Source organism: Ruegeria sp. CDSB022, assembly GCF_059611145.1.
Genome location: NZ_JBXWOZ010000007.1, coordinates 39,013 through 64,138 on the forward strand (window position 1 = coordinate 39,013; position 25,126 = coordinate 64,138).

The following is a 25,126-nucleotide window of genomic DNA, read 5'->3' on the forward strand; positions in this document are numbered from 1 at the left end:
AACCCATCTCAGACACACGAGGCCGCATGTCGCCGACGCCTGATCTGATTATCCTCAACGGCTCTCTTCTGACCTTTGACGAGGCCACACCAAAGGCTTCGGCATTGGCCATTCGGGGCGACACAATTGTGGCTGTCGGAGACACCGACGACATTCGCGCCATGGCTGGGGCCGGAACCAAAATCATCGACGCTGCCGGTGGCACAGTTATGCCCGGCTTTATTGACAGCCACGTGCACCTTTTTGGCGGGGCGGCCGAGTTGGGAATGCTGGACCTGCGCGAAACGATGGGCGCAGATGCTCTGACCAAGGCGTTGCGAACTTTTGCGGCTGAGCACCCAGAAGAACCTTTGCTGATGGGCGTTGCGGCCGATTACGAAATTCTTGGACCAGGCGTTAAAACCACTCGGCAATATTTGGATCGCATTCTGTCTGAGCGTCCCGTTGCGCTGATGTCGGCTGACCACCACACGGTCTGGGCGAACACAATTGCCTTGGAGAAGGCAGGCATTCTTCACGGCTCAGTTGTTCCCCCCGGTTCGGAAATCGTGATGGCTGGGGACGGCACCGCACAAGGTCAGCTGAATGAAACCGGTGCTTTTGGCCCGGTTCTGCGCCTGTCGCAACTGGGAGGACGTGATCTGCTGGGCTACGTCACAGGAGCGGATCCCGAGCCACCCGCAACGCCCAAAGAACGCGCCTTTGACAAAGAGGTCATCCTACGTGGCCTGAACCACTGTGCATCCCACGGGATTACGGGGCTGCACAACATGGATGGCAACTTTTATCAACTTGAACTGCTCAGCGAACTTGAGGCCGAGGGGCGCCTTCCGATCCGTGTTCAGGTGCCCATGCATTTGAAGAACACCGACCCTCTGGATCGGTTGCAAGAGGCCGATGAAATGCGCCGCCGTTTTGCGTCCAATATGGTTTGGTCAGGGCGGGTTAAGATGTTCATGGACGGCGTGCTGGACAGCTACACGGCGCTGATGCTTGCGCCTTATCCGGGAAAACCTAAGAGCTTCGGTGATGCCGTTTTCAGTGCGGAACACTTCAACGAAGCCTGTATTCGCGCTGATGCAATGGGGTTGCAACTCAGCACGCATGCCATTGGCGACGGTGCCGTTCGGCGTACGTTGGACGGTTACGAGGCAGCGCGCAACGCCAACGGCGCCCGAGATTCCCGACACCGCATCGAACATATTGAAGTAATAGACCCCGCGGACCTGCCCCGGCTGGTTGCCCTTGACGTCGTTGCCTCTCTTCAACCCCTGCACTCACCCGCAGGAGGATTGTTTTCCCCCTATTCCGCCGGAGATATTCTGACAGCGGAGCAAATCCCTTTTGCTTTTGCATGGAACAAGATCCGTGAGAGCGGCGCCAAAGTCTGTTTCTCGACGGATTGGCCAGTCGTCCCTGTCGACACAATGATGACGGTTGCCGGGGCCGTTAACTGCACTGAGCTGCCACCTCCTTGGCTGGACAACCGTCAAAGCCTTATGGCTACGCTGTCTGCCTACACGCATGACAATGCCTGGCTAGAGTTTAACGAGGACCGAAAGGGCCGCTTGAAGCCAGGATACCTGGCCGACATCGCCATCCTCGAACAGGATCTGTTTTCAATTGATAAAAACCAGTTGGCCCATGCGCGCATTGCGCTGACAATTTGCGGGGGAAGAATCTCTTTTGGAGATCTCCAAAGCTGATTCCGCCAGAGAGGCCATGAAAAGATTGTGTCAAAGTTTCGATGCTCCTCCTTTTCATCGTCGGTTGTCAGCCTTGGGCACCGCAATGCCGACATTGGCACACGGTGCAGCGTTCCGTATTTTGGGCTCTTCGGTAGCCTTCGCTGCAACGGACAGGAGTGGCTGCTTCTGGAAATCGCGCCGTTCGCTGCGCGGTGCACGAACTGGTAAGATGCGGACGAAGCAGTCCTAATCCTTTCTCAGCGAAATTGGCTACTGCTTGGCCAACAAATTCAGGCGTCTTCGCGGTGATGCCGAGAAATTTGCCGAAAGCGGTCATTAAACTCTGCTTAAACCGGTTAAACTGGAAACTGGCTATTTGCCGAAAACGCAGGTAGTAATGGTCACTTTGAACGAACCGTATATTTTGGGGAAGCGAAACCTCCCTTTCTTATCAGCGAAGCCGTAGGTAGCCCAACGCCTAAGCTGTTTCTTTTCGATTTGTTGGCGACTGTCCAAGGCACGATCCGCTCTTGTCCAGCGCAGCTTAGTCAGCGGCTTCAGTTACACAGGGTTCCAAATACAAATTAACTGGAGAGTTTAAATTCTTGACCGCACCAAGTTGAACAGGGCCGGACAAGGCCCCAGTGTGCATTGCGAACCGAGAGTTAGTCGAACGGCTCGAAACCGATAACGCCACCAGCTTGGTATTGGCACTGTCCGGCTGCCTGTATGTCGGGGTCGGTCCAGTCGACAACCCAGTACACTTTGGTCAGGCCATCTTCCGAACTTGCTGGCCATACTGATATGGCAGCGTTTGGGAGATCCGCATACGCATCGACAGTCCACACCTCATCGTGACAGGCCTTCAGCGCCTCGGTTGTTTCACGGTCAAAGGCATATGTCGCCGACGCGCTGATTACAGTCAGGCTGCACGCAGCACCCAGTAGTTGAATTTTTCTGTTCATTGCTGCACTGCGTTCCAATCCACGCCCTCCAATCCTGAAGTATCTATCCCTTTGAGTGCATCGCGCGCATCGATACCATCTGCACCATGGCTGCTGGACATTCCGCCCGCAACTGCCGCACCTATGATGGCTGCTGTCCTCTCATTCTTTGCCTCGGTCTCGCGACAGGTCAGGAAACCATAGTCCCAGCCGGTTTTGTAGTCGCCTCCTGCGGCGTAGGCAGCATCATCGCGCGCGCCCTGCTGAAAGCTATCGCCGCCTGCGCGTTTTCCGCTGGGGCATCCATCATGGTAGCCGGCGACATAGTTTGCCGAATACCCGTGCTGCCGGAGCGTGTCTTCGCTGGACTGTTGCGTCCCACATCCCGCCAGTATCAAACCGGCAAACAGCATCGGTCCTTTTCGTATCATTCCGTTTCTTTCTCTTGTGATTTGTCGTTTTCGATCTCAATACCGATGACTTTTTCAACGTCTTTGAGCAGTTTCGTTGCAATACCATCCTCCTCCGGTGTCAAAGCTTCCGCCAGACGCGCCAGCTCAACTGTCGCCGCGTCAGCAACGCCTGTGTCTGACAGGTCTGCCTTGGCCATTTCGACAAATCCGCGCGGAAACCCGAGCAATGCAAGCAGCTCATTCGATGGATCGCCTGCATACTCCGGCAACTCTCCCAAGAGCTCGATGTAACGCTTTAGGGCTGCACTTTTTGCCGGCGTCATATCCTCAATTGCAATATCGCCGGCAAGCATTGCATCCGTGACCTCGGCTAGCATCTCTGGCACACCGAACGCGCGTTCCGGCCTCAGCGTATTTTGTGTATATACGCGGCGGATAACCACCGGATCCAGCAGACCTTCGATAATCGCAGTCGCCATGCTGTCCACGGTTTCGAGGCCTCCGATGGGCCTGATCTCGGCCAGAATTGCCGGGGCCGCAAACAGTTCCAGATCGGCAATGGCTTCAGAGGCAAGGTATGTCACCGCGGCTTTTTGATCTGCAACATCGACAAAGTCAGTGGGCAGGCCATCGTTGGACGTTGAAGTGAAACCTCCAACCATTTGCGTGACGCCCTCAACAAATCCCATAAATCGGTCCCGCCCCTGATCGTACACGCGCGATATGTCAATTGAACGTGTAGGTGTTTGCGGGACGACTGTCGGCAAACGGGAGATAGAAGATCGTAACGCAGTGACCCCTGCACGTGTCGCTTCAAGACGGTCTGCACCGATGTTTTCGGACAGAACGGTCGGATCAAATCGACCGAAAACCTCGTCGGGCTTTTCCGCAGCACCCCACACTAGTTCCTGGTTGCCTTGCGACTTCGCAGCAATTGCATCAAGGACATCCGTGCTCAGGTCGGGTGTATAGCCCCAGACAATGGCATGGGTGTCATAGGTCCCAACCAGAGGAAAGAATTGATCGACACCGTCATGCGGTCGGGCGACGTAGTTAAACCGCCCATAGGCCATGATCGATGCCGTTGACCCTTTTTCCGAGACAAATGCAGGATTGCGCAACTGCTCTGTGGTCCATGCCGTTGACGCCTGATGATTATGGCGCAGACCCAGCGTATGACCGACCTCGTGACTGACAGCATAGCGCAAAATCCGGCCTTGTAACTCTTCCGGCAAGGGTAAAGACCCAGCCAGCGGATCAAGGTCTGACATCAGCAGAAAATAATATTCCGAAAACACGTTCATCACGTCTGGCCATACCAGAATATGCGCAGAGATAATTTCGCCGGTGCGCGGATCATGGACATTCGGACCCAATGCGTTTGCCACGGGCTGAGCAATCCAACGGACGACATTATACCGAGCGTCATTGACCGACCAATCCGGATCTTCTTGAGGGGTGGGCGCGTCTTTCGCGATAATTGCATTTGTGAACCCGGCCGCTTCAAAGGCTGGTTGCCAGTCTTCGATTGCCGCGCGAACATAAGGGCGCCACCGCTGCGGAATTTCTGGTGACAGATAGTAGACCAAAGGTTCGATTGGATCAGAGGGCAAAGGCGCATCAGGGTCAGCGTGAACCAAACGGTGCCGCAAGGCAAGTTGCGTTTTTTCGGCAACTGCACCGGTTGCAGTTTCAAACTGCAGAACTTCGCTGGAAAAGTAACCTACACGCGGGTCAAACCGCCGCCGTTCCATAGGTTCTTCTGGAAGGAGCGCAATTGTATGTGCAACTTCAATTGATACCGCGCGGTCTTGCCCGGACTGATCCTGAGCCATGAAAGTCAGATGCGACTTGAGAAAAATGTTCTCGGGGAATGTGCTGGCATGCGAGATGTAGGATCGTTTAGGATCGACACCGATTGGCGTGAGGCCCGTTGAGGCGATTTGCCCCTTGGCCGACACATCTGGAATGTCGGACGAAAATGCTTCGGTTACATCGACCAACATGTATCCGTCTTCATCTTCCGCCATGATTTCAAAGGCCAGCAGAACGGGCCCGATCTGGGCGTTGGCGATGGCAATGTCTATTGGCCGTATCTTTAGATCAGGCGAAACCGCGCCTAATTGGTCCGTAATCCGCACTGATCCTGAGGACAAGGAACGGACCAATAACCGGCTGCCTTGTCGCTCTAGTTTGACCGCATGGGTCGCAATTTCTGTCCCCAGAAGCGCTACTGCATCGGCAGGATATCGCGCCACTTCCGCGCTCCAGAACAGGGTTCGGTCTAAGACTTCGGGAGGCACTGCCAAAAGATACGACCCATCTTTTCCATAAATCGTTGCCGCTCCTTCGCTGACCACAGCACCTGCGATCAAGCTTTGGAAGTCAGGCTCACCCTCGGCAACCGCACCGGTCGACAGGACATGCAATGATACTACAAGAATTACAAAGAGCCTCATGTTTGATTTCTCCAGTCACGACAACTGCATGTCGAAGCCCAAAGATTAAGGCGAACTCCTGCAAGTGCAATCAGGTATTCAGCAGCACTTGAGTTTATGTCGCCCCACGTATTATTCCGGTTCCGCAGCAAACGCCGCCCGAAGTGCAGCAGCCAAATCCAGTGGCTCCTCTTCCATTCTGGGAACCAGAACGTTGCGAACGACTTCGTTCAAAGCTCTGTCGGCCGCTCCGGCAATCGGATCTTCATGGTTGATGTATTCTTCGAGGGCCTCCACGGCACTGAGCACTGCGCTCGGGACATTGCCCACTCCTTGCAGCAGCGAACTGATCCCAAGATGCTCCACTTGGTTTGAGTTCGACGTTGTCCCGACAAATCTCGAATTGAACCCCTCAACACCCCAGACTTGACTGGGGGTTTGACCTGTTCCGGTCGCATATTGATGAATGTGCGGCACGCTGAAATGCCCTACAAATCCATGGCTCCAAAGGGGTTTGTGGGTGATCGGATTATAGCGGTGCGTGCCCGTCAAAAGCGCCTGCCATATCAGCACCGTCGCTTGACCATCTGTTTTAGCGTGAGCTTCACGTTCCGCCCGCGCATTTTCCGGCAAAGCGCGGACGTAGTCGCCCGCAAGCGGCAGCAATGCCAACGCCCCTTCCAAAGCGTTGGGCCGGTTATTTACAAACGCGCCATAGGCGTCCGTCAAAAGGTCAACGTGGATACCACCTGCTTCCGAAGCAAGTGCGGTCGTGAGTGAATAAACAGTCCAACCGGCGTCAATGAGCGCAGGCGTACTGACATCCCACAAAGTTGGAGGCAAAGCCTGGCCCCGTTCCATACTTCGGGTCGTTAGCGTCTCAATGGCATCCGCATAGACGAACAAGGTGGTAGCGCTAACCTCATTTGCTTCAAGTCGGGCTAAATGATCGTCAACACCCAAGTCACTCAACGCACCTGTGGGGTGGAGCCCGACATCCAACAAACGCTGCTCGATGCTCGCCAAGTCTACTTCCCGCCCAGTATCGAACAGTGTTTCTGACGGCGCGTCTATCGGTTCAATTGACAAAACTTTGCGGTTCACCAGCCATATTGCCAAAGACGAGATACATAGGCCCAAGCACGCCAGAGCGATGATCTGCCATTTCATTCGAGCCCTCCTTTTTATGTTTAGGGTCAAAAGCCGGGGACAATGCAGACATAGTTCATCAGTAGCTCTCGGCACTCAATGATCCATTCGAGATTACACTTCGTGTGCGGCACTAATTCCTCTTTGATCCGCATGAGTTAATTGTTCGGGCCGGACAAGTGGACATCGTCATCTCGAGGGACATCAATACAGCCGAAGTCGATTTCGAACCGGAGAAAAATGCGGTCGTCCGAGAATTTGCGCTGTACTGCAGTCTATTCCCGCGCTACATTCATTCGTAACACCAAACACCGCCGACGTTGGTAAATCTTTGCTCTTCGGAAGCAGCAATGCCACGCCCGGACTTTGATCAAATGTCAAGATTGAGCCGAAATGAACGACACAGCCCGCACAACCGAAGTCGGGAAAAGTCCCTCCCACGACATCAATGAATAAAATCGCGCTGCTCAGCGGATAAATGTCCGCTTTTCTTGCTGCGATGCAGCCGATTGCTTTGGTCGGTTTTATTGCCGGAGTTGCGAAAGCCGCGACTTCAATCCGACGGCTTTGGGCTCTTCGGTAGCCTTCGCTGCAACGGACAGGAGTGGCTGCTTCTGGAAATCGCGCCGTTCGCTGCGCGGTGCACGAACTGGTAAGATGCGGACAAAACCGCCATTTACAAAAATCAGAAAGTGTCGGCCATTTACTCAAAGTAATGACCCGTTTGGGTCGCCAAAAATGTAGTTTCACAAAGGCGAGCTTGCGGCTGTGTCCAACGAAAGCTCGCCCTGCATTTGAATAGTGGAAGTTCAGTTTTCTACTGAGACATGCCACCTTCCTTGGAAGTTTGTTCTTCTACGTGGCTCTGATTTGCTACCGGTCGTCCTCGCGGCGGGAAGTCTTGGAAGGTCGCCAAGTGCGATTGCACAATGCGTGCGGCGGGCCCGAACGCCCACATTTTTTCTCCCATCCAACGGACATACATGCCACTTTCATCAGCTGCTTTCTCATACGGGTCTCTGCGCAAGTTATAGAGCAACGGAGCTACCAACTCTTCTTTTGGGCCAGACCATCCATGGTTTTGAACTACGAAATGAGCTTTCCAATCATTATAGCGCACAGCTTGAAGGTCCGTTCCCTGGTAGTAGAGCAGTTCCCGACGGCTGCTCTCTTCCGCTTCTCCGCTCAGATAAGGAAGTTGATTGTAGCCATCGACGTGGACTTTGAAGCCTTCATAACCTTCTAACAGTTTCTCTTTGAGGTCCGCCGGACCACCCGCAGCAGCAACAAATGTTGGCATCCAGTCCAAGCCGCTGAAAATACCGTTCAACACCTGCCCTTCGGGGATCTTGCCGGGCCACCTGATGACCGCCGGGACGCGGAAACCGCCCTCCCAAGTCGTTCCTTTCTCGCCATGAAAGGGTGTCGTGCCTCCATCCGGCCACGTCAGCGTCTCCGGACCATTGTCCGCGGTGAACATGACGATAGTATTGTCGGACACTCCAAGGTCGACCAGATGAGCTAAGACTTTCCCGACGTTGTCATCCAGTTCTTTCATAATGACATCTTGCAGACCGCGACCGTCACCAAGCATCGCCTCATACTTGGGACTAAGATGTGTCCAGACATGAGCCCGTGCCGGAGCCATCCACACGAAGAATGGAGTATCTGCTTCTACCGCGCGAGAAATGAAGTCTTTGGTGTGATTTGTTACCTCATCGTCCAAGGTCGCTTGCCGTTCTGGTGGGGCGGGCCCATCACCGACAATGCGTTGTTTTCCAACTTTACCAAAACGAGGGTCGATCGTTTCGTCGTCTTCTTCGGTAGCGTACGAATGGATGATGTTACGTGGACCGAACTGCGCCACGAATTCCGGGTCATCGGGCCAGTCTGGGTCACTTGTGTATTCCATTGCGTTCAAGTGATACAACCAACCCCAATATTCGTCGAAGCCCTTGGTGGTAGGCAAAAACTCATTCAGGTCTCCAAGATGATTTTTGCCAAACTGACCCGTGGTATAGCCCAATTTCTTCAAAAACATTGGCAGCGTGGGATCATCGGGGTGCAACCCAACTGGATCGCCCGGGAGACCAACAGTGTGCATACCTGTTCGAATAGGCATTTGTCCTGTCATGAATGCCGACCGACCCGCCGTACAACTGGGTTCAGCATAGTAATCCGTCAGGCGTACACCTTCGGAAGCAAGCTGGTCGAGATTTGGGGTCTCGATACTTTTGATACCCCCATGGTAAACGCCGAGGCTTGCCCATCCTACGTCGTCAGCCATAATCACGAGTATGTTTGGGCGCTCACTTTCGTCACTCCAAACGCTAGACCCTACGATACACAGCCCAAGTGTCATTGCCGCTAATGTTTTCATTTGTCCCTCCGCCTTTTTACTTTCCGCAGCCTATCCACAGCGCGACTAGGTGACCACACTACATTTCAATAATCTATACTTCTGAATAAGATACTATCCTTTATACCGTTGGAGGGGGGTGCCATACTGAGTTAGTAGGCGACGCTCCAACAACATCGAAACCATGGGAACGGTATCATGACAGAACGCTCGTTATTGATCCTGGCTGCCTTGGGCCTTGTGCCCATAGCGTTATCTTACGGCCTCATGCCGTCGGCTTCCGTAACCTATCTGTTGGGTTTTCCCGTCGAAGGTGTAAACCAAACGCATGTCTTCCGCGCCATCATGGGCCTCTATCTGGCGAACGCACTGTTTTGGTTGGTTGCGTCGACAAAGCCGAAGTTGCAGCGGTCCGCGCTGTGGGTACTTTTTCTGTTCATGGCAGGGCTTGCTGGCGGCCGTGCTTTGAGCATCCTGTTGGATGGTCTGCCGGGGGCAATACTGGTATTTTATCTGATAGCCGAACTGGTTTTTGCTGCTCTGTCACTCATGCTCTTGCTCAAAAATGGGGAAAGCAAATGAAAGACCTGAAAAATCTAATCCATCATTGTCAATTTAGTCTCGTTGCAGCATCTCTGGTGCTGACCGGAGGGTCCGAAGCATATGCGTCCTCAGCCGAGGCGGCTGTAGATAACAGTTTTGCTGCCATTGAGCGCGCAGTGGAAGACGCCGGGTTCAACTCAGTTGTGACAATTGATCATGCGCGGTTAGCAGCAGCAGAAGGTGTTGAGATGCCGCCGTCACGGGTTCAAATATTTTCGGACCCGAGTATCAACACATCGATCCTGAGCGACAATGTCAGAGCAGGCTTAGACCTGCCGTTTCGGGTGTTGTCCTTTGCGCAGGATGGAACCGCCAAGGACATTTATACGAACGCAGAATTTTTGAAGATCCGGCATTCTTTAGACAACCAGCAATCACTCAACAACTTTGGGATCCGACTTAACGCGGTAGTGGATGGTGCAGGCGCAACACCGGCACCTACAGATGGATTGACCCCAAACTTCGGCATTATCGAACTGACCTCCCCACTTAGCGTCGCTGAAGCAGTATCAAACCTGACCAGGATTGTGACGGCACAGGACGATACGGTCTGGTTTGGTGAAATCGATTTCGCCAAGCAAGCCTACAAGCATGGCGTCACGCTACCTGACGCTGTCTTGCTTCTCTTTGGGGGGCCAGCGCCGGGCGGCGTTGCAATGGCGGATTTCCCCGCAATTGGTCTGGATGCATTTTGCCAGAAACTTCTTGTATATGCAGGCGAAAATGGAGGGTCTGTGGTGATATTTAACGACATCGCCGCGTTGGCAGAATTGCACTACGGTTCATCTGCTAAACCTCACCACGCGTTGAACGAGCGGCTTACAGCCACATTCAAAAAAGCACTCGAACAGAAGAGTTTGGCCGCAACCAAAGACTGAAAGTGGCAAGCAACGGAAGTGATTTGCATCGATTTGCAAAGGCTGCTTTGGGCTCAAAGCAGACTAACGTCGTCCGTGGCAAGGGCCCGAGCAAACTACGTGCCAGTGATCCACACCTTCGGCTATAGATGGGCGGCGCATCTGGCGCCGCCTCTATTTTCGGGTGTGACCTCTGATCAGAGGCTGTCGTCCAGCGCCGCCAGAATCGCGTCGCCCATTTCCGTGGTGGAAACCGGCGTGACGCCTTCATCCGCCAGCAGGTCGCCGGTGCGGACGCCATCAGCCAGGACTTTTTCTATCGCAGCTTCCAGTCGGTCAGCCTCGGCCCCCTGATCGAAGCTGTAGCGCAGGGCCATGGCAAAGCTCAGGATACAGGCGATGGGGTTGGCCTTGCCCTGACCGGCGATATCGGGTGCGGAACCGTGGACCGGCTCGTACATCGCCTTGGGGCGGCCATTGGCCATTGGTGAGCCCAGGGAGGCGGACGGCAGCATACCCAGTGAACCGGTCAGCATCGCGGCACAGTCCGACAGGATGTCACCAAACAGGTTGTCAGTGACGATCACATCAAACTGCTTGGGCGCACGCACCAGCTGCATCGCGCCATTGTCGGCATACATGTGGCTCAGCTCGACCTCGGGATAGTCCTGAGCGACCCGGTTTACGACTTCGCGCCATAGAATGCCGGATTCCATGACATTGGCCTTTTCCATCGAGCACAGTTTCTTGTTCCGGCGCATCGCCAGCTCAAAAGCCGAGCGTGCGGCGCGTTCGATCTCGGATTCGGTGTAGCGCTGGGTGTTGATGCCGACGCGTTCATTGCCTTCCTCGAAGATGCCTCGCGGCTCACCGAAATAGACGCCCGAGGTCAGCTCGCGCACGATCATGATATCCAGACCGGCAACGATGTCTTTCTTCAGCGACGAGAAATCCGCCAGCGCGTCAAAGCATTGTGCCGGGCGCAGGTTCGAATACAGGTCCATCTCTTTGCGCAGCCGCAGCAAGCCGCGCTCGGGCTTGAGGCTGAAATCCAGATCGTCGTATTTGGGTCCACCAACAGCACCCAGCAGAACTGCGTCCGCCTCCTGCGCCTTGGCCATGGTTTCGTCCGACAGCGGCTTGCCATGGGCGTCATAGGCGGCACCGCCGACCAGATCCTCGCTCACGTCGAATTCCAGGCCGCGCTTGGCACCGAACCAGTCGATGATGCGGCGCACTTCGGCCATGACTTCGGGGCCAATTCCGTCTCCGGGCAGGATGAGGAGCGAGGGGTTGGACATGAAGGATCTCCTTGCGTTTGACAGCAAAGGCCCTAGCGCCTGCGCCGCATCGGGTCAATGAGACGAACCGGCCTAAACGCAGGTTCTGGACGGGAAATCGGGTTTCCGTGCCCTTGCTACGTCACGGATAGTGTGAATCGGTCAGAGATCGGCCTTTATCCCTTCGGCCAACATATCCCAGACTCGTCGGATTCGTGTCGTTTGCCGCATCGCCTGCGGTGCGGCAAGCCAAACCGGCAGCGCAGGGATTTCGACGTTTATGTCCAAAACCTCTACCTCTGGGTCGGCCTCGGCAACTCTCACGGCGCTAAAACCGATACCGCAGCCCGCGCGGACCAGTTCCCAATAGGCAGTCTGAAAGTCGCAGCGTGTGGCAAAGTTGTCCCGGTTCACGGGCCAGCCCATTTCGCGCATGCCGATAATGATCTGCTCGTTCGCATCAAACCCGACAAGGTCATGACTCAACAGATCGTCGCTAGAATTGGGGCGGCCGGCACGATCCAGATAGGACCTGCTTGCGCAGAAGCACAGTCTGATTTCACCCAGATGTTTCGTGATGATGTCCATCTGTTCCGGCCGAAACATCCGCACTGCGATATCGGCCTCGCGGTAGAGCAGGTTCTCGGTGGCATCGGTGGCGACCAGTTCCAGTTGTATCGCGGGTTCTGCTGCCCGTATTTGGGCCAGAATCGGCGGCAGCAGGTGATGAGAGGCAAAGACCGACGCGGTGATGCGCACCGACCCTTCCAATTCCTGAGACTGGCCTGCGGCCGTTAGGCTGAACGCGTTCATGGCTACGTGCATCTGTTGCGCCATCGGGAAAAGCTGCGCTCCGACTTCACTTAGCTTCAAGCCCCGCGCATGCCTGTCAAACAGCGAGACGCCAAGCTCATCCTCAAGTGCGTGGATCTGGCGACCCAGCGTGGGCTGGCTGCGGTTCAACTGCCGGGCAGCGGCAGACAAAGATCCGGTTTCCGCTACGGCCAGAAAGCTCTGGATCAGAGACCAGTCAGAGTGGGTGATAGATTTGTCCATTCAAAAATGAATACACGTTCTGCGTTTGGCGGCAATTCCTGAATTGAACTGAATGGCTCATATTAGATGGACAAGAGGAGGCTTATATGACGGGAACAGTCCTTATTCTGGGTGCGACGGGTCGGTTTGGACGCAATGCCGCAATAGCTTTTCGCGAGGCGGGCTGGACCGTACACTGCTTTGATCGCAAGACGCAGGACCTGAAGCGATCTGTCGAAGGGGTGGATGTTGTCGTCAATGCCTGGAATCCGGCCTATCCGGACTGGGCGCGACAAGTCCCCGAACTGCATCGTGACGTGATCAATGCGGCAGCGGATCACGGTGCAACTGTGATCCTTCCCGGCAATGTCTATGTTTTTGGCGCGCAAACGCCGGGGCCATGGTCGGGTGCAACACCGCATGCGGCGCAAAATCCCCTGGGCAGGATCCGGGTTGAGATGGAAGAAGCCTATCGAAAATCCTCGGTAAGAACGATTCTTCTCAGGGCAGGTGATTTCATTGACACTTGCGTCTCGGGGAACTGGTTCGATCAGGTCATGATCAAGCCTTTGGCACGCGGCAAGATGGTTTATCCCGGTCGCCCGGATATCCCACACGCCTGGGCCTATCTGCCCGACCTCACCCGAGCGGCCGTTGCGTTGGCTGATATCCGCCAGGACCTTCCCCGGTTCTGCGAGGTTCCTTATGCCGGGTTTACCCTGACCGGCCGGGATATTGCGCAATCCTTGTCGCGGGTGACCGGTGCCGAAATAGCCGTCAGCCCCATGAAATGGTGGCCGATTCAGGCACTGCGGCCTTTCTGGAAGTTGGCGCCACATCTGGTTGAGATGCGCTATCTATGGGATCTGCCGCATAGTTTGGACGGCGCATTCTTTGACGACCTTATTCCTGGATTTCAGACGACCGACTTGGACGCGGCGATGGCTTCTGCGATCCCGAAAACAGCCAAGCAGAAAGCGACTTTGGTCAGAACTGCCCGGGCCTGACCAGCGTTAGCGATGTCCCAGGTCCACCCAGACAAGCCGGTGCCGGCTGGCCTGTTCGGCGATTGCGCGCAGGTCTGCGCCCGTGTCGGGCCAAAAGATGCCCGCATCCACAACGCGTAGATCTGCCGAGGGCAGAACGTAATCTACCCGCATTTCTCCGACGGCTTTCCACTCAACCGTGGCCAATGCCCCCGAGGGGGTGGCAGGCTTTGCATCCTGCAACCGCGGGTCTGCCAGCAAGCCCTGGATAGCCTCTTTCCGGCCTTCCCCGCGCGTGGGATCCAGATTTGCATCCCCAGCAATCACGAAAGGCCCGAGTGGGGCAGGGCCTAGAGCACCGTCCAGCACAGCGTTCCACAAGCGAATTTCGTCACGATTGCGCAACCCGTTCCGGTCCTCGGGTCCGTCGAAAACGGGCGGGGTCGCGTGAAATGTCATCAGGTTCAGGTGGCCGATCGGGGACTCGATTGGTACGATCCAATGTGCCACCGAGGACAATCGCTGAATGCGCTGGGCGGCTTCAGAGGGAAATGGCGTGCCATCGACCGTCGGCAGATCAGCCCCCGGCAGGTCGCGCCACAGTACTCCCGAGAAATCCTGCATGTCGTCATGGCCTATGGGAAACCGGGACAGAATGGCCAGCCCGCCCTGACCGGTGAACTCGCCATAGCCCTGGGAATCTCTTGGTCCATTGGCCTGCCCGTCCCCGTCCAGATCCAGGCTGGTTTCCATTCCTGAATTAGGCTTGGCGGTAAAGTGATAGGGATAGTCCAGTCCCTCGTTGCGCAGCGCCTCACCGAATGCGGTCAGCGTTTCGCCATTGAGATCCCAGTCGATGCCCTGCAAGGCAACGATATCGGGTTGGGTTTCCAACAACACCCGCATCACAGCGCGAACCTGTGCATCCCCGCGCCGGATATCGCGCAGCAGAATGCCCGGTCCTTTACGGCTGAGTTCGGTGTTGAAGGTGGCTATGCGTATCGTCTCTGCCTGTGCCGCGAATGGCAGCAAAAGCAGCAGAAAAATGCGAATCATGCGGTCTGTGTTGATTCAGTCGTAGAATAGGCGCGGCGTTTTTCGACAATCAGGTTTGCAATGCGCAGTGTCGCCATTCCTCGCATGATCATGCTAGCAGGCAGAAAGGCCCAAGCGCTCAACGTCCAGATCAGCGTCTGGGGGCTGTTCAGCGAGATCGGGCTCACATAATCGGTCAGGATCTTGATCAGAGCCGGGATTACAAACGGCAGCAGGACGCCGATCGAGATGTTCAACCGTCCATCACGCTGCAGACGGGTAACGACATCGCCACCCTTGGTCGGATCGAACAGCGGCAGATTGGTCCAGACGTTGAAGGCTCCGTTTCCGGTGGGCCAACCACGCATTTTCACCGCGTAGTAGAAACTGGCGATTGTGACCATAGCTGCGACATAGGCCACACTGGCAGCGATACGAACAAGTTCGATCAGCGGCGCGCTTGCGTTGACAGGCAGCATCAACACGATCAGACGCACGGGTGAATAGGGGAAATCGACCACATTGGCGACGCCCAACCCGATCACATAAAAACCTGAGGTTAATTCTGTCGGCGAATAGGCGTTTTTGCAGATCAGCGTCAGGAAAGCGACCATCGAAACCAGCCCAACAAAGCGCAGGCGGTTCACCGGTGGTGCGTCGCGAAATTCAATAAAGCTTGGGAAGGCCGAATTATATTCGGCGAAGGTCAGGAAAAACGCGAGAATGGCGAGAAAGACGACAATCTCGGTCCCATTCGTTGATGATACGGGCAAGTACAACGCGGGTGTCAGCACCAAAAGTGCAACCAATATTCCCCGAATTGCCGCCCCTGTTGTGCGCGCAATCACTATCCGAACCCTTTCAAACTGGATTAGCCGATTCTTTGCCGACTTCATTCCAACTTGTGCCTGCCACGTTACCGTTGCAGCAGATGTCATCTCTCACCAATGTTTTGCCTTGGTGGGTGCCTGTACCCGCCGACATTGGCGATAAGCGACATTTCGCTCAAGCCAGGTGGCAGAAAACACTCAATTTTGGGCAAAATGATGGCGCAACTGGTGCGGGATTGCATCATTTTTGACGCAAATCCGACGTGTGTTTCAAGTCGAGACCTATATGTAGTGGTTTCGCCGTTCAGAACCCCAAGAAGGCGAATGGGGACGCCGTGGCGTCCCCATAAAGTTGAGTATCAACAGATTCGTTCCCAGAATCACACCCAGGGGCGTGCCTGGCCCGCATGATCCTCGAACTTCTCGATGTGATGGTCTTTTTCCATCGTCAGGCCAATATCGTCCAGACCGTTCAGCAGGCAGTGCTTACGATGAGAATCCACCTCGAATTCGATCACGACACCATCGGATGTGGTGATCTGCTGATCTTCCAGATGCACGGTCATGCGGGCGTTTTCGCCTCTATGCGCGTCTTCCATCAGAACCGCATGATGTTCTTCCTCGACCACGATGGGCAGGATGCCGTTCTTGAAGCAGTTGTTGAAGAAGATGTCGGCAAAGCTGGTCGAGATCACAACCTTGATGCCGAAATCCTTGATCGCCCAGGGCGCGTGTTCGCGCGATGAGCCGCAGCCGAAATTGTCGCCAGCCACCAGAATCTCGGTTTGCCGATAGGCGGGTTTGTTCAGAATGAACTCTTCATTCTCACCGCCGTGATCGTGATAGCGCATCTCGTCAAATAGTACGACGCCAAGGCCGGATCGTTTGATCGTTTTCAGGTGCACTTTCGGAATGATCATATCGGTGTCGATATTGATCAATGGCATCGGGGCGGCCACCCCGTGGACTTTGTCAAACTTTTCCATGTCTACACTCCTGCGGGGGAGGGCCGCGCCCATGCCCCGCGTTTAAGCTTGTTTCGCTTCAGTTGTTTCGCCTTTGGGTGCGTCTTTGATGAAGAGCGCCATGAACACCAGGCCCAGACCGTTGAACACCATCTCGATCCCCAGCAGGATGCCGAGAAGTTGCAACAGCACGACAGGATCGGTTGCTGCGAACCGCCAGATGAGCAATGCCAGAACAATCGACATCACGCCCGAGATCAGTGTCGCCCAGAAATACTGCGTACCTTTCATCTGGAACGACAAAATGACCCGCGCGATGCCGCCTGCCATGAACAGGATCAGGCAGACCGTCGCCAGCGTCACGGTGCCCTGCAGCGGGTGATCCAGGAAGGACCAGCCCAGAAACAGCATCACCGCACCCATAATAAGCGACAGGATTTTGTTGCCGGTGCCCTCGACGGTGAACCCACCGACCACCTGCAATGCCCCTGAAATCAGCAGCAGTACGCCGGTCACCACCGTTACGGCAATCGACGCCACTGCAGGCGCGCCCAGCACAAAAAGGCCGAACACTATGGACAGAAGCCCCATCAGGAGCCATTTGATCCAGTCACTCATGTCTTAAATCCCTCAAATATCCAGTTACGAGGGCAGCTTACATCAACTCGCGGACGTCTGTCAGCCGTCCTGTGATTGCCGCCGCGGCAGCCATTGCGGGGCTCAGCAGGTGGGTGCGCCCGCCGCGGCCCTGACGGCCTTCGAAGTTGCGGTTCGAGGTCGCGGCGCAGCGCTCGCCCGGTTGCAACTGGTCGGGGTTCATCGCCAGGCACATGGAACATCCCGCCAGACGCCATTCGAACCCGGCCTCTTTGAAGATCTCGGCCAGACCTTCTTCCTCGGCCTGCGCGCGGACAAGGCCTGAACCAGGCACAACCATCGCCCGCATCCCGTCCTTGATCTTTTTGCCCTTCAGAATCTCGGCAGCGGCGCGCAGGTCCTCGATGCGGCCGTTGGTGCAGGACCCGATAAAGACGGTGTCGATTTCGACGTCGCTGAGCTTCTGACCGGCTTCCAGACCCATATATTCGATGGACCGGCGGGCCGCATCGACTTTGCCACCTTCGAAATCCTCGGGGTGAGGCACGGATGCAGTGATCGGCAGCACGTCCTCGGGGCTGGTGCCCCAGGTGACGACCGGCGCGATGTCTTCGCCGCGCAGGGTGATAACCTTGTCGAAATGCGCGTCTTCATCGGTGAACAGCGTTTTCCACCAGTCCATCGCCGCTTCCCACTGGGCCCCTTTCGGCGCGTGTGGGCGGCCTTTGACATATTCGAACGTGGTCTCATCCGGGGCGATCAGGCCAGCGCGGGCGCCGCCTTCGATGGCCATGTTGCAGACGGTCATGCGGCCTTCCATCGACAGATTGCGGATCGCTTCGCCGCAATATTCGATGACATAGCCGGTGCCACCAGCAGTGCCGGTCTCGCCGATCACGGCCAGAGTGATATCCTTGGCGGTCACACCCGGCTGCAATTTGCCGGTGATTTCCACCTTCATGTTTTTGGATTTCTTCTGGATCAGGGTCTGCGTGGCCAGAACGTGTTCAACCTCGGACGTGCCGATGCCATGGGCCAGCGCACCAAACGCTCCATGAGTCGCTGTGTGGCTGTCGCCGCAGACAACGGTCATGCCGGGCAGGGTCCAGCCCTGTTCGGGGCCAACGATGTGCACGATGCCCTGGCGAACGTCATTCACCGGGTAATAGTGAATGCCGAAATCCTTGGCGTTCTTGTCGAGTGCTTCGACCTGAATGCGCGACTCGGGGTTTTCAATGCCGTTCACGCGATCCGGCGTGGTGGGCACGTTGTGATCCGGTACCGCGATGGTCTTTTCCGGCGCGCGCACCTTGCGACCCGCCATGCGCAGGCCTTCGAATGCCTGCGGGCTGGTCACTTCGTGGACCAGATGGCGGTCGATATACAGCAGGCAGGTGCCATCATCGGCTTCGTGCGCGACATGGGCATCCCAGATCTTGTCATAGAGTGTTTTGGGGGACATCGGTCCTCTCCCGTATGTATTGAGATTTAGCTGGCGAGTGGCTGGACGCCGTTTATAGGCGGGCCAGAACCGTGCGGGCGGCCCCAAAGAACCGTTCACGCAGTCGCGTGCGGTCTTGCAACGTAGGTGCTGGGGTCAGATTGAGTCTCATGCGCATCAGATATATCGCGTCAGTCCGTCAATCAAGGCGCAATCCTGCGGCGGGCTTGCATCATGCGTCAACGCTGTCCAAGCTGACAAGCAGGAGACGTGCATGAACCCAGACCTGATACCCAGTTCGCTGTCTGATCTGTATCAGACCATGATCGAGGCCTTTTCCCTGCAATTCGATAGACTGGTCGATCTGGTCATTACACCGGGCTGGCGCCAACATCAGCTGGTCATCATCCTGGGTCTCTGGGCGCTGGCCTATGTGTTGAAGCTGTTTACGCAGGGCCGATGGGAGGCCTGGGCCCGTGCCCGCTCTGGTTGGCCCAAATGGCGGTTGCGTACGCTGATCCAGCTGATGCAACGTCTAACGCTTGTCTATTTCGTCACGCTGTCCTGGATGCTGTATCTGGTGATGCAGCAGATCACCTGGCCATCGCGCAGCTATATCATCGGGGTGGTAGCAACTTTGGCGACCGCCTGGCTGGCGATTGCGCTTGTGGCCCGTCTGGTCCGAAACCGGACGCTGCGGCGAATTTTCAAATGGGCAATGTGGGCCTATGCGACGCTGATTGCGCTGAACTTGACCGATGACGTCGCCGGGTTTCTGGATGGGGTGGCGATTTCGATCGGGGATTTGCACCTCTCGGCGTTGGGTATCCTCAAGGCGCTTTTGCTGATTGGCGTGTTGTTGACGCTGGCCCGTCTTGGCACCGGTGCTGCTGAACGTGGCCTCAAACGCAATGACGATATCTCGCCGTCAATGCAGGTCTTGTTGGCCAAGGGATTACAGGTCGTCATCTATGGCGCCGTCTTCATGGCCGCCATTCGGACGCTGGGCTTTGACTTGACGGGTATTGCGCTGTTGTCGGGGGCCATTGGCGTCGGCATCGGCTTTGGTTTGCAGAAAGTGGTGTCGAATCTGATCTCGGGCATCATCATCCTGATGGATCGGTCGATCAAACCGGGCGATGTGATTTCGCTGGGCGACACGTTCGGCTGGATCAACGCGCTGGGCGCGCGCTATGTCTCGGTGGTCACACGGGATGGGCGCGAATACCTGATCCCGAACGAGGATTTGATCACCAATCAGGTGGTAAACTGGTCGCATTCGGACCGGTTCGTGCGGCTGGATCTGACATTTGGCACTAGTTACACGGATGACCCCCATAATGTGCGGGCAACGGCAATCCATGCGGTTAAATCTGTCGAGCGTGTGCTCAGTGGCAGCGGACATGACGCGGTTTGCCATATCACCGGCTTCGGCGACAGCAGCGTGGACTATGTGCTGCGGTTCTGGATCAGCGATCCGACCAAAGGGCTGACCAATATACGGGGCAATGTCTATCTGGCGCTGTGGGACGCATTCCAGGCCGAAGGCATCTCGATCCCCTTCCCGCAGCGAGAGGTGCGCGTGCTGAACGACGACACCGATGCGCAACAGCTTGCCACCGACTAAGCAAACGTTGCGGCCCTTTGGCCCCGTGTTCATTGAAATGTTGCAATCTCCTTGCTACCTTATTAGTACCCCGGCGCCGGGATATCATGGCGCGCAGCAAAGGAGGACTATGTCCTGTCTCTACACACTCAGGCGGGTTTGCCCGCCGAAGATGGGGCCAACATGATGGCCCACTCTCAGTCAATCAGCGATAAGCTGCTTGAACGCATCCTTTCCTCACTTTCCGATGACAAGGCCGAAGACGTCGTGCAGATCAACCTGCAGGGCAAATCGTCCGTCGCGGATCACATGGTCATTGCCTCGGGTCGGTCGACCCGTCAGGTCTCGGCCATGGCGGAAAAGCTGACGGATCGCATCAAGCAGGAATTCGGTTTCACCTCGAAGGTCGAAGGCAAGGATGCCGGCGACTGGGTGCTGATCGATACGGGCGACGTGGTCGTTCATATCTTCCGCCCCGAAGTGCGTGAATTCTATCAGCTGGAAAAGATGTGGCAGCCTGCGGGCGGCAGCGCCTCGGCCAACTGAGGCGCTATCCCGGCCTGCATTAACGGGCCGGCGGCGAGAGAGATATGCGGATCAGCATAGTTGCGGTCGGGCGATTGCGCGCCGGACCCGAGAAATCCCTGCTTGATGATTACCTGACCCGATTTGATCGGACCGGCCGCGCGCTGGGCCTTGGGCCTGCGCGGGTGATCGAGGTCGAAGACAAGAAAAACGCAGGGATGGGGGCCGAGGCCACATTGCTGCGCAAGGCGCTGCCCAAAGGCACCGTAATCTGCACGCTGGATGAACGGGGGCGGGTGATGTCCTCGCCCGATTTTGCCCAAAAGCTGGGCGGTTGGCGCGATGTGGGGCGGCAGGATCTGGCGCTGATCATTGGCGGTGCCGACGGAATAGACCCTGATCTGCGCGCCGAGGCGGATTTCTCCATCTCTTTCGGGTCCATGGTCTGGCCCCACATGCTGGTCCGTGTGATGCTGGCCGAGCAACTTTATCGGGCCGCAACCATCCTGTCGGGCGGTCCCTATCACCGGGTCTGACATGGCGCAGCTATTGATCGTTTACCATTCACGCACCGGCGGCGCCCGGCAGATGGCCGAAGCTGCTGCCGAAGGTGCGCACGATGAGGCCGACACCGTTTTGAAGCCCGCAGAGCGGGCTGGACCCCAAGATCTGCTGGCCGCAGATGGCTATATCTTCTGCGCACCCGAAAACCTGGCGGCGATTTCGGGCGTGATGAAAGAGTTTTACGACCGCTGTTATTATCCGGTTCTTGGTCGCATCGAAGGTCGCCCCTTTGCCCAGATGATCTGTGCCGGGTCCGACGGGCAGAATGCGGCACGACAGACGGCCCGAATTGCAACCGGATGGCGGCTGAAAGAAGTTCAGTTGCCGTTGATCATATGCACCCATGCACAAACGCCCGAGGCGATCCTAGCCGAAAAACGCATCCCCGAAGAAGCACTGCAGACATGCCGCGACTTGGGGCAGGCGATGGCCGCAGGGCTGGCGTTGGGCGTATTCTGAGGTCAGTTCAGCGGCACAACAATGATTTCGTCTGCCCAGCCATCCACGCTGCAACGGGCCTGTATCTGGACCTGAGATTTACCATCAGGAATTGCCACCCCGCCCAGCGAGCGGGTAAAGGGCTGTTCCGTCTCATGCGGGTGATGCAACACACGCATCCCCAGCTCATTCCCGTCCATATCCAGCACACGCCAGCCATCGGCATAGTGATCCCATCCGGTGTCCGGATGCCGGATCGTCACGTCGAAACGCCAACTGCCACCGCTGGACGAGGCGTTGACCTGCTCGATCGTTGGCGGATCGGCTAGGGTGGGGCTGGCCAGAAAGGTGCAGAGAATCACATATCGCATGTTTCGATCCTAAACTCTTGGCGGTATAGAGCTTCGCTCTAATAGAATCAGCTCCCGGCCGAATTCTATGGAATTGCCCACTGCAGCAAGGCTTGTATTTGGAAGCATATTTTTAATGCAAGCTATGCAAGGTGAAACAGACAGTTATCGGAGCGTGTCTAGAGCACGAATTGAGCGTTCGATTCTCAAGCTACTGAGACCACTTGAACTTGCCAGTTTGTTTACCGTTCATGTCGTGAAAAGTACCCTTTCCACTGGGCTTGAACAAATAAACGACCCCGAATTCCTTGAAGACGACCTGCAGACCGTTCTTGGTCTTTGTCATCGGATTGTTTGCCGGCGAAGTATTAGTGTCTCGCAAGCACAAACCACTGTTGGATTTACAAGATACGATCTGCGGACTGTAAGGCCCTCCGTTCTTTGAGTGCCATTCGGAAGTTACCGTAAGTCTGGACCCTGCCGCGATATCCTGAGCCAAGGCCGGTGACATCGAAGTCAACAAAGTTATTGCTATGCCTACGAACACTTTTTTCATGGAACTATCTTTCTTTAAAAAATTTGAAGCATCTTGGCAGATTTGAGTTAACTGTCAAATCTTGTCGGCAAGGATAATGCTACTCGGCTGCTCAGGACTCAGATCGGACAATCGTTGCGTGTTGACCAAAAGCTCGCTTCGACCCACATGAAAACCTGCTGGCAAAAAGTAAGAACCAAAAGCCGGGCGTCAACGCCACGGCGATGGCATGGGGTCACGACTGCGTGTTGCCAACCTGCGCCATCAAGATCGCGCGGGATTGCGAGGCGAATTCGCGTCGGTAAAGCAGGCCTGCAGTGATAACTGTGCCGACGATCAACGCGAGTGGCCCCAGAAACCATGCAAGCAAGGCCAGTGCGAAATAGGTAGAGCGCAGCCCGCGGTTAAAGCTGCGGGCGGCGGTGACACAGATCTCGGCCGATTGCGTGGCGCGGGGATAGGCGATGGGATTTTCGGGCTCATTCGGGACCGCGGCCATCAGTACCGCGCAATAGCCGAACAGACGATGCGCCCAGACATATTTCAGAAAGGCATTGGCCAGCAGCAGGACGACGGCGAGTATCTTGATCTCCCACACCAGGGCTGGAAAGCTGCCGATGGCCAGATCACTGGCGACACCGGCCAGACGCTCGGTATTGCCCAGCAGGGCCAGGCCACCACCGATGGCAATCATCGTGGTCGAGGCAAAGAAGGTACTGCCTTGCCGCATCGTGGCCACGACCTGCGCGTCAAACATCCTTGGCTGGCGTGTGACCATCTCGCGCATCCAGTCGCGGCGATACTCATCCATCATCAAGGCCACTGACCGCTTCTTTGGCGACGGGTTTTCGATCATCCACCCAAGGCACAGCCAGGCCCCCATCATCAGCGTTATGGCGGCAAAATCCAAAGGGGCAAACAGAGCGGCGCGGTCAATCCAGGTCATGGCCGTGACAGTACTTCCGGAAGTCGGAACTTGCCATACTGACAAATTGGTAATATTATTTTACCAAACCAAGGAGCCTGCCATGGAAATGCCAAAGCCAAGCCCTGATGTCCTGCGTCGCAAAGATGCGGTGGTGGCGCGCCTGTCGGGGGTTCTGCCGGACGACGCGATCATTTATGACCCGGCCGAGACACGCGCCTATGAATGCGATGCTTTGACCGCCTATAGATGCCCGCCGATGCTGGCGGTTTTGCCTTCGACAACGCAGCAGGTCTCGGATATCTTGCGCATTTGCCATGACGAAGGCGTACCGGTGGTACCGCGCGGTGCAGGTACGTCGCTGGCCGGGGGCGCGCTGCCAACAGCTGATTGCGTCATACTGGGCGTGGCCCGGATGAACGACGTGCTGGAGGTTGATTATGACAACCGATTCATCAAGGTCCAGACTGGGCGCACCAACCTGAGCGTCACCGGCGCGGTCGAGGAAGAGGATTTCTTTTATGCCCCCGATCCATCGTCGCAACTGGCTTGCGCGATTGCGGGCAATATCGCGATGAATTCCGGCGGGGCGCATTGCCTGAAATACGGGGTGACCACGAACAACCTGCTGGGTGTGACCCTGGTAATGATGGATGGCAGCGTAGTCGAAATCGGTGGCGCTCATCTGGACGCGCCGGGTCTTGACCTGCTGGGGGTGATCTGCGGGTCCGAAGGGCAACTGGGCGTTGTCACCGAAGCGACCTTGCGCATCCTGCGCAAGCCAGAAGGCGCACGGCCCGTCCTGATGGGGTTTGATGACAATGAAATCGCAGGCCAATGCGTTTCGGACATCATCAAGTCCGGTATCTTGCCTGTCGCGATTGAGTTCATGGATCGCCTGTGCATTCAGGCCTGCGAAAACTTTGCGCATGCCGGGTATCCGGAATGCGAAGCATTGTTGATTGTCGAGGTCGAAGGCTCGGAGGCCGAGATCGACAGCCAGCTGGCCAAGATTGTCGAGATTGCAAAACGCCACGATCCGGTCGAGCTGCGCGAGAGCCAGTCGGCGGATGAAAGCGCCCGGATCTGGTTGGGCCGCAAATCGGCCTTTGGCGCCATGGGGCAGATGAACGACTATATGTGCCTAGATGGGACCATCCCGGTATCGGCGCTGCCCGCCGTATTGCGCCGGATTGGTGAGCTGAGCGATGAGTTCGGCCTGCCGGTTGGAAATGTATTCCATGCCGGCGACGGGAACATGCACCCTTTGATCCTGTTTGATGCCAACAAACCCGGCGACCTCGAAAAATGTGAGGCGTTCGGTGCGGAAATCCTGAAACTTTGTGTGGATGAGGGCGGTTGCCTGACCGGCGAGCACGGTGTGGGAATCGAAAAGCGCGATCTGATGCATCATCAATATGCCCCTGCCGATCTTGAGGCGCAGATGGCGGTTAAAGATGTGTTCGATCCAGGATGGTTGCTGAACCCGGCTAAAGTGTTCCCGCTGGACGCCTCCGAACCGCGTCGCAACCCGCAAATAGCCGAAAAATAGGCTCTAACAAA

25 protein-coding genes are annotated in these 25,126 nt (G+C 56.2%); 9 read left to right on the forward strand and 16 right to left on the reverse strand.

The window, feature by feature from the left end; genetic code table 11:
* Positions 1–26: 26 nt before the first annotated feature.
* Positions 27–1,706 carry an amidohydrolase gene (locus tag AC2FIZ_RS12670; RefSeq protein WP_281995932.1) on the forward strand — a complete coding sequence of 560 codons (1,680 nt, stop codon included), beginning with the start codon at positions 27–29 and terminating at the stop codon, positions 1,704–1,706.
* A 647-nt stretch (positions 1,707–2,353) separates the two neighbouring features.
* On the opposite strand, the gene AC2FIZ_RS12675 is transcribed toward AC2FIZ_RS12670, so the two are convergent.
* From AC2FIZ_RS12675 to AC2FIZ_RS12695, 5 genes are all read right to left on the reverse strand, one after another.
* Complete coding sequence (locus AC2FIZ_RS12675) at positions 2,354–2,653, reverse strand: hypothetical protein (RefSeq protein ID WP_281995174.1); 300 nt, start codon at positions 2,651–2,653, stop codon at positions 2,354–2,356.
* Positions 2,650–3,063 (reverse strand): hypothetical protein, encoded by a 414-nt coding sequence (locus AC2FIZ_RS12680; protein ID WP_281995173.1) that lies wholly within the window; start codon positions 3,061–3,063, stop codon positions 2,650–2,652. Before AC2FIZ_RS12680 ends, AC2FIZ_RS12675 begins: the two co-directional genes overlap by 4 nt.
* Positions 3,060–5,504, reverse strand: coding sequence for a zinc-dependent metalloprotease (locus tag AC2FIZ_RS12685; RefSeq protein ID WP_496791099.1), 2,445 nt, complete (start codon positions 5,502–5,504; stop codon positions 3,060–3,062). Before AC2FIZ_RS12685 ends, AC2FIZ_RS12680 begins: the two co-directional genes overlap by 4 nt.
* Positions 5,505–5,615: 111 nt before the next feature.
* Positions 5,616–6,653, reverse strand: a complete 1,038-nt coding sequence (locus AC2FIZ_RS12690; protein ID WP_281995171.1) for a hypothetical protein — start codon at positions 6,651–6,653, stop codon at positions 5,616–5,618.
* Between the two features lie 796 nt (positions 6,654–7,449).
* Positions 7,450–9,012 carry an arylsulfatase gene (locus AC2FIZ_RS12695; protein ID WP_496791100.1) on the reverse strand — a complete coding sequence of 521 codons (1,563 nt, stop codon included), beginning with the start codon at positions 9,010–9,012 and terminating at the stop codon, positions 7,450–7,452.
* A 177-nt stretch (positions 9,013–9,189) separates the two neighbouring features.
* Here AC2FIZ_RS12695 and AC2FIZ_RS12700 point away from each other — a divergent pair, with 177 nt between their 5' ends.
* Together AC2FIZ_RS12700 and AC2FIZ_RS12705 are read left to right on the forward strand one after the other, a co-directional pair.
* Entirely contained in the window at positions 9,190–9,573 is a 384-nt protein-coding gene (locus tag AC2FIZ_RS12700; protein WP_142640380.1) for a DUF4345 domain-containing protein, read from the forward strand.
* Positions 9,570–10,472 (forward strand): DUF302 domain-containing protein, encoded by a 903-nt coding sequence (locus AC2FIZ_RS12705; protein ID WP_496791102.1) that lies wholly within the window; start codon positions 9,570–9,572, stop codon positions 10,470–10,472. The genes AC2FIZ_RS12700 and AC2FIZ_RS12705 overlap by 4 nt, the downstream gene beginning before the upstream one ends.
* 176 nt (positions 10,473–10,648) lie before the next feature.
* Here the strand turns inward: AC2FIZ_RS12705 and leuB are convergent, their stop codons facing one another.
* Together leuB and AC2FIZ_RS12715 are read right to left on the reverse strand one after the other, a co-directional pair.
* A complete protein-coding gene (leuB, locus tag AC2FIZ_RS12710; protein WP_142638396.1) occupies positions 10,649–11,752 on the reverse strand; it encodes a 3-isopropylmalate dehydrogenase in 1,104 nt (367 codons plus the stop codon).
* A gap of 141 nt (positions 11,753–11,893) precedes the next feature.
* The gene (locus tag AC2FIZ_RS12715) at positions 11,894–12,787 is read right to left on the reverse strand and encodes a LysR family transcriptional regulator (RefSeq protein ID WP_271950922.1); all 894 of its coding nucleotides are present in this window, start codon (positions 12,785–12,787) and stop codon (positions 11,894–11,896) included.
* Positions 12,788–12,873: 86 nt separating this feature from the next.
* Here AC2FIZ_RS12715 and AC2FIZ_RS12720 point away from each other — a divergent pair, with 86 nt between their 5' ends.
* A complete protein-coding gene (locus AC2FIZ_RS12720; protein WP_496791103.1) occupies positions 12,874–13,773 on the forward strand; it encodes a sugar nucleotide-binding protein in 900 nt (299 codons plus the stop codon).
* A 6-nt stretch (positions 13,774–13,779) separates the two neighbouring features.
* On the opposite strand, the gene AC2FIZ_RS12725 is transcribed toward AC2FIZ_RS12720, so the two are convergent.
* The 6 genes from AC2FIZ_RS12725 to AC2FIZ_RS12750 all read right to left on the reverse strand — a co-directional run bounded on the left by AC2FIZ_RS12725 (position 13,780) and on the right by AC2FIZ_RS12750 (position 18,792).
* Entirely contained in the window at positions 13,780–14,808 is a 1,029-nt protein-coding gene (locus tag AC2FIZ_RS12725; RefSeq protein ID WP_271950918.1) for an endonuclease/exonuclease/phosphatase family protein, read from the reverse strand.
* Positions 14,805–15,635 carry a hypothetical protein gene (locus tag AC2FIZ_RS12730; protein WP_142638388.1) on the reverse strand — a complete coding sequence of 277 codons (831 nt, stop codon included), beginning with the start codon at positions 15,633–15,635 and terminating at the stop codon, positions 14,805–14,807. The genes AC2FIZ_RS12725 and AC2FIZ_RS12730 overlap by 4 nt, the downstream gene beginning before the upstream one ends.
* A 362-nt stretch (positions 15,636–15,997) precedes the next feature.
* On the reverse strand, positions 15,998–16,603 hold the full coding sequence (gene leuD, locus AC2FIZ_RS12735; RefSeq protein WP_142638386.1) for a 3-isopropylmalate dehydratase small subunit: 606 nt from the start codon (positions 16,601–16,603) through the stop codon (positions 15,998–16,000).
* Between the two features lie 42 nt (positions 16,604–16,645).
* Positions 16,646–17,200 carry an HdeD family acid-resistance protein gene (locus AC2FIZ_RS12740; protein WP_496791104.1) on the reverse strand — a complete coding sequence of 185 codons (555 nt, stop codon included), beginning with the start codon at positions 17,198–17,200 and terminating at the stop codon, positions 16,646–16,648.
* A 37-nt stretch (positions 17,201–17,237) separates the two neighbouring features.
* Entirely contained in the window at positions 17,238–18,641 is a 1,404-nt protein-coding gene (gene leuC, locus AC2FIZ_RS12745; protein ID WP_496713894.1) for a 3-isopropylmalate dehydratase large subunit, read from the reverse strand.
* A 52-nt stretch (positions 18,642–18,693) separates the two neighbouring features.
* On the reverse strand, positions 18,694–18,792 hold the full coding sequence (locus AC2FIZ_RS12750) for an isopropylmalate isomerase (protein WP_271950909.1): 99 nt from the start codon (positions 18,790–18,792) through the stop codon (positions 18,694–18,696).
* 102 nt (positions 18,793–18,894) lie between these two features.
* Between AC2FIZ_RS12750 and AC2FIZ_RS12755 the strand changes: the two genes are divergently transcribed.
* The 4 genes from AC2FIZ_RS12755 to AC2FIZ_RS12770 all read left to right on the forward strand — a co-directional run bounded on the left by AC2FIZ_RS12755 (position 18,895) and on the right by AC2FIZ_RS12770 (position 21,774).
* Positions 18,895–20,247, forward strand: a complete 1,353-nt coding sequence (locus AC2FIZ_RS12755) for a mechanosensitive ion channel family protein (RefSeq protein ID WP_281995561.1) — start codon at positions 18,895–18,897, stop codon at positions 20,245–20,247.
* A gap of 162 nt (positions 20,248–20,409) precedes the next feature.
* On the forward strand, positions 20,410–20,772 hold the full coding sequence (gene rsfS, locus AC2FIZ_RS12760) for a ribosome silencing factor (RefSeq protein WP_142638376.1): 363 nt from the start codon (positions 20,410–20,412) through the stop codon (positions 20,770–20,772).
* Positions 20,773–20,816: 44 nt separating this feature from the next.
* On the forward strand, positions 20,817–21,287 hold the full coding sequence (gene rlmH / locus AC2FIZ_RS12765) for a 23S rRNA (pseudouridine(1915)-N(3))-methyltransferase RlmH (RefSeq protein WP_281995562.1): 471 nt from the start codon (positions 20,817–20,819) through the stop codon (positions 21,285–21,287).
* Position 21,288: 1 nt separating this feature from the next.
* Positions 21,289–21,774 carry a flavodoxin family protein gene (locus AC2FIZ_RS12770; protein WP_142638373.1) on the forward strand — a complete coding sequence of 162 codons (486 nt, stop codon included), beginning with the start codon at positions 21,289–21,291 and terminating at the stop codon, positions 21,772–21,774.
* 2 nt (positions 21,775–21,776) lie between these two features.
* On the opposite strand, the gene AC2FIZ_RS12775 is transcribed toward AC2FIZ_RS12770, so the two are convergent.
* From AC2FIZ_RS12775 to AC2FIZ_RS12785, 3 genes are all read right to left on the reverse strand, one after another.
* A complete protein-coding gene (locus AC2FIZ_RS12775; RefSeq protein ID WP_281995563.1) occupies positions 21,777–22,124 on the reverse strand; it encodes a hypothetical protein in 348 nt (115 codons plus the stop codon).
* 190 nt (positions 22,125–22,314) lie between these two features.
* Positions 22,315–22,449, reverse strand: a complete 135-nt coding sequence (locus AC2FIZ_RS12780; RefSeq protein WP_271950893.1) for a hypothetical protein — start codon at positions 22,447–22,449, stop codon at positions 22,315–22,317.
* Between the two features lie 424 nt (positions 22,450–22,873).
* The gene (locus tag AC2FIZ_RS12785; RefSeq protein ID WP_142638369.1) at positions 22,874–23,584 is read right to left on the reverse strand and encodes a DUF599 domain-containing protein; all 711 of its coding nucleotides are present in this window, start codon (positions 23,582–23,584) and stop codon (positions 22,874–22,876) included.
* An 82-nt stretch (positions 23,585–23,666) separates the two neighbouring features.
* Between AC2FIZ_RS12785 and AC2FIZ_RS12790 the strand changes: the two genes are divergently transcribed.
* Complete coding sequence (locus AC2FIZ_RS12790; RefSeq protein ID WP_281995564.1) at positions 23,667–25,115, forward strand: FAD-linked oxidase C-terminal domain-containing protein; 1,449 nt, start codon at positions 23,667–23,669, stop codon at positions 25,113–25,115.
* Positions 25,116–25,126: the final 11 nt, after the last annotated feature.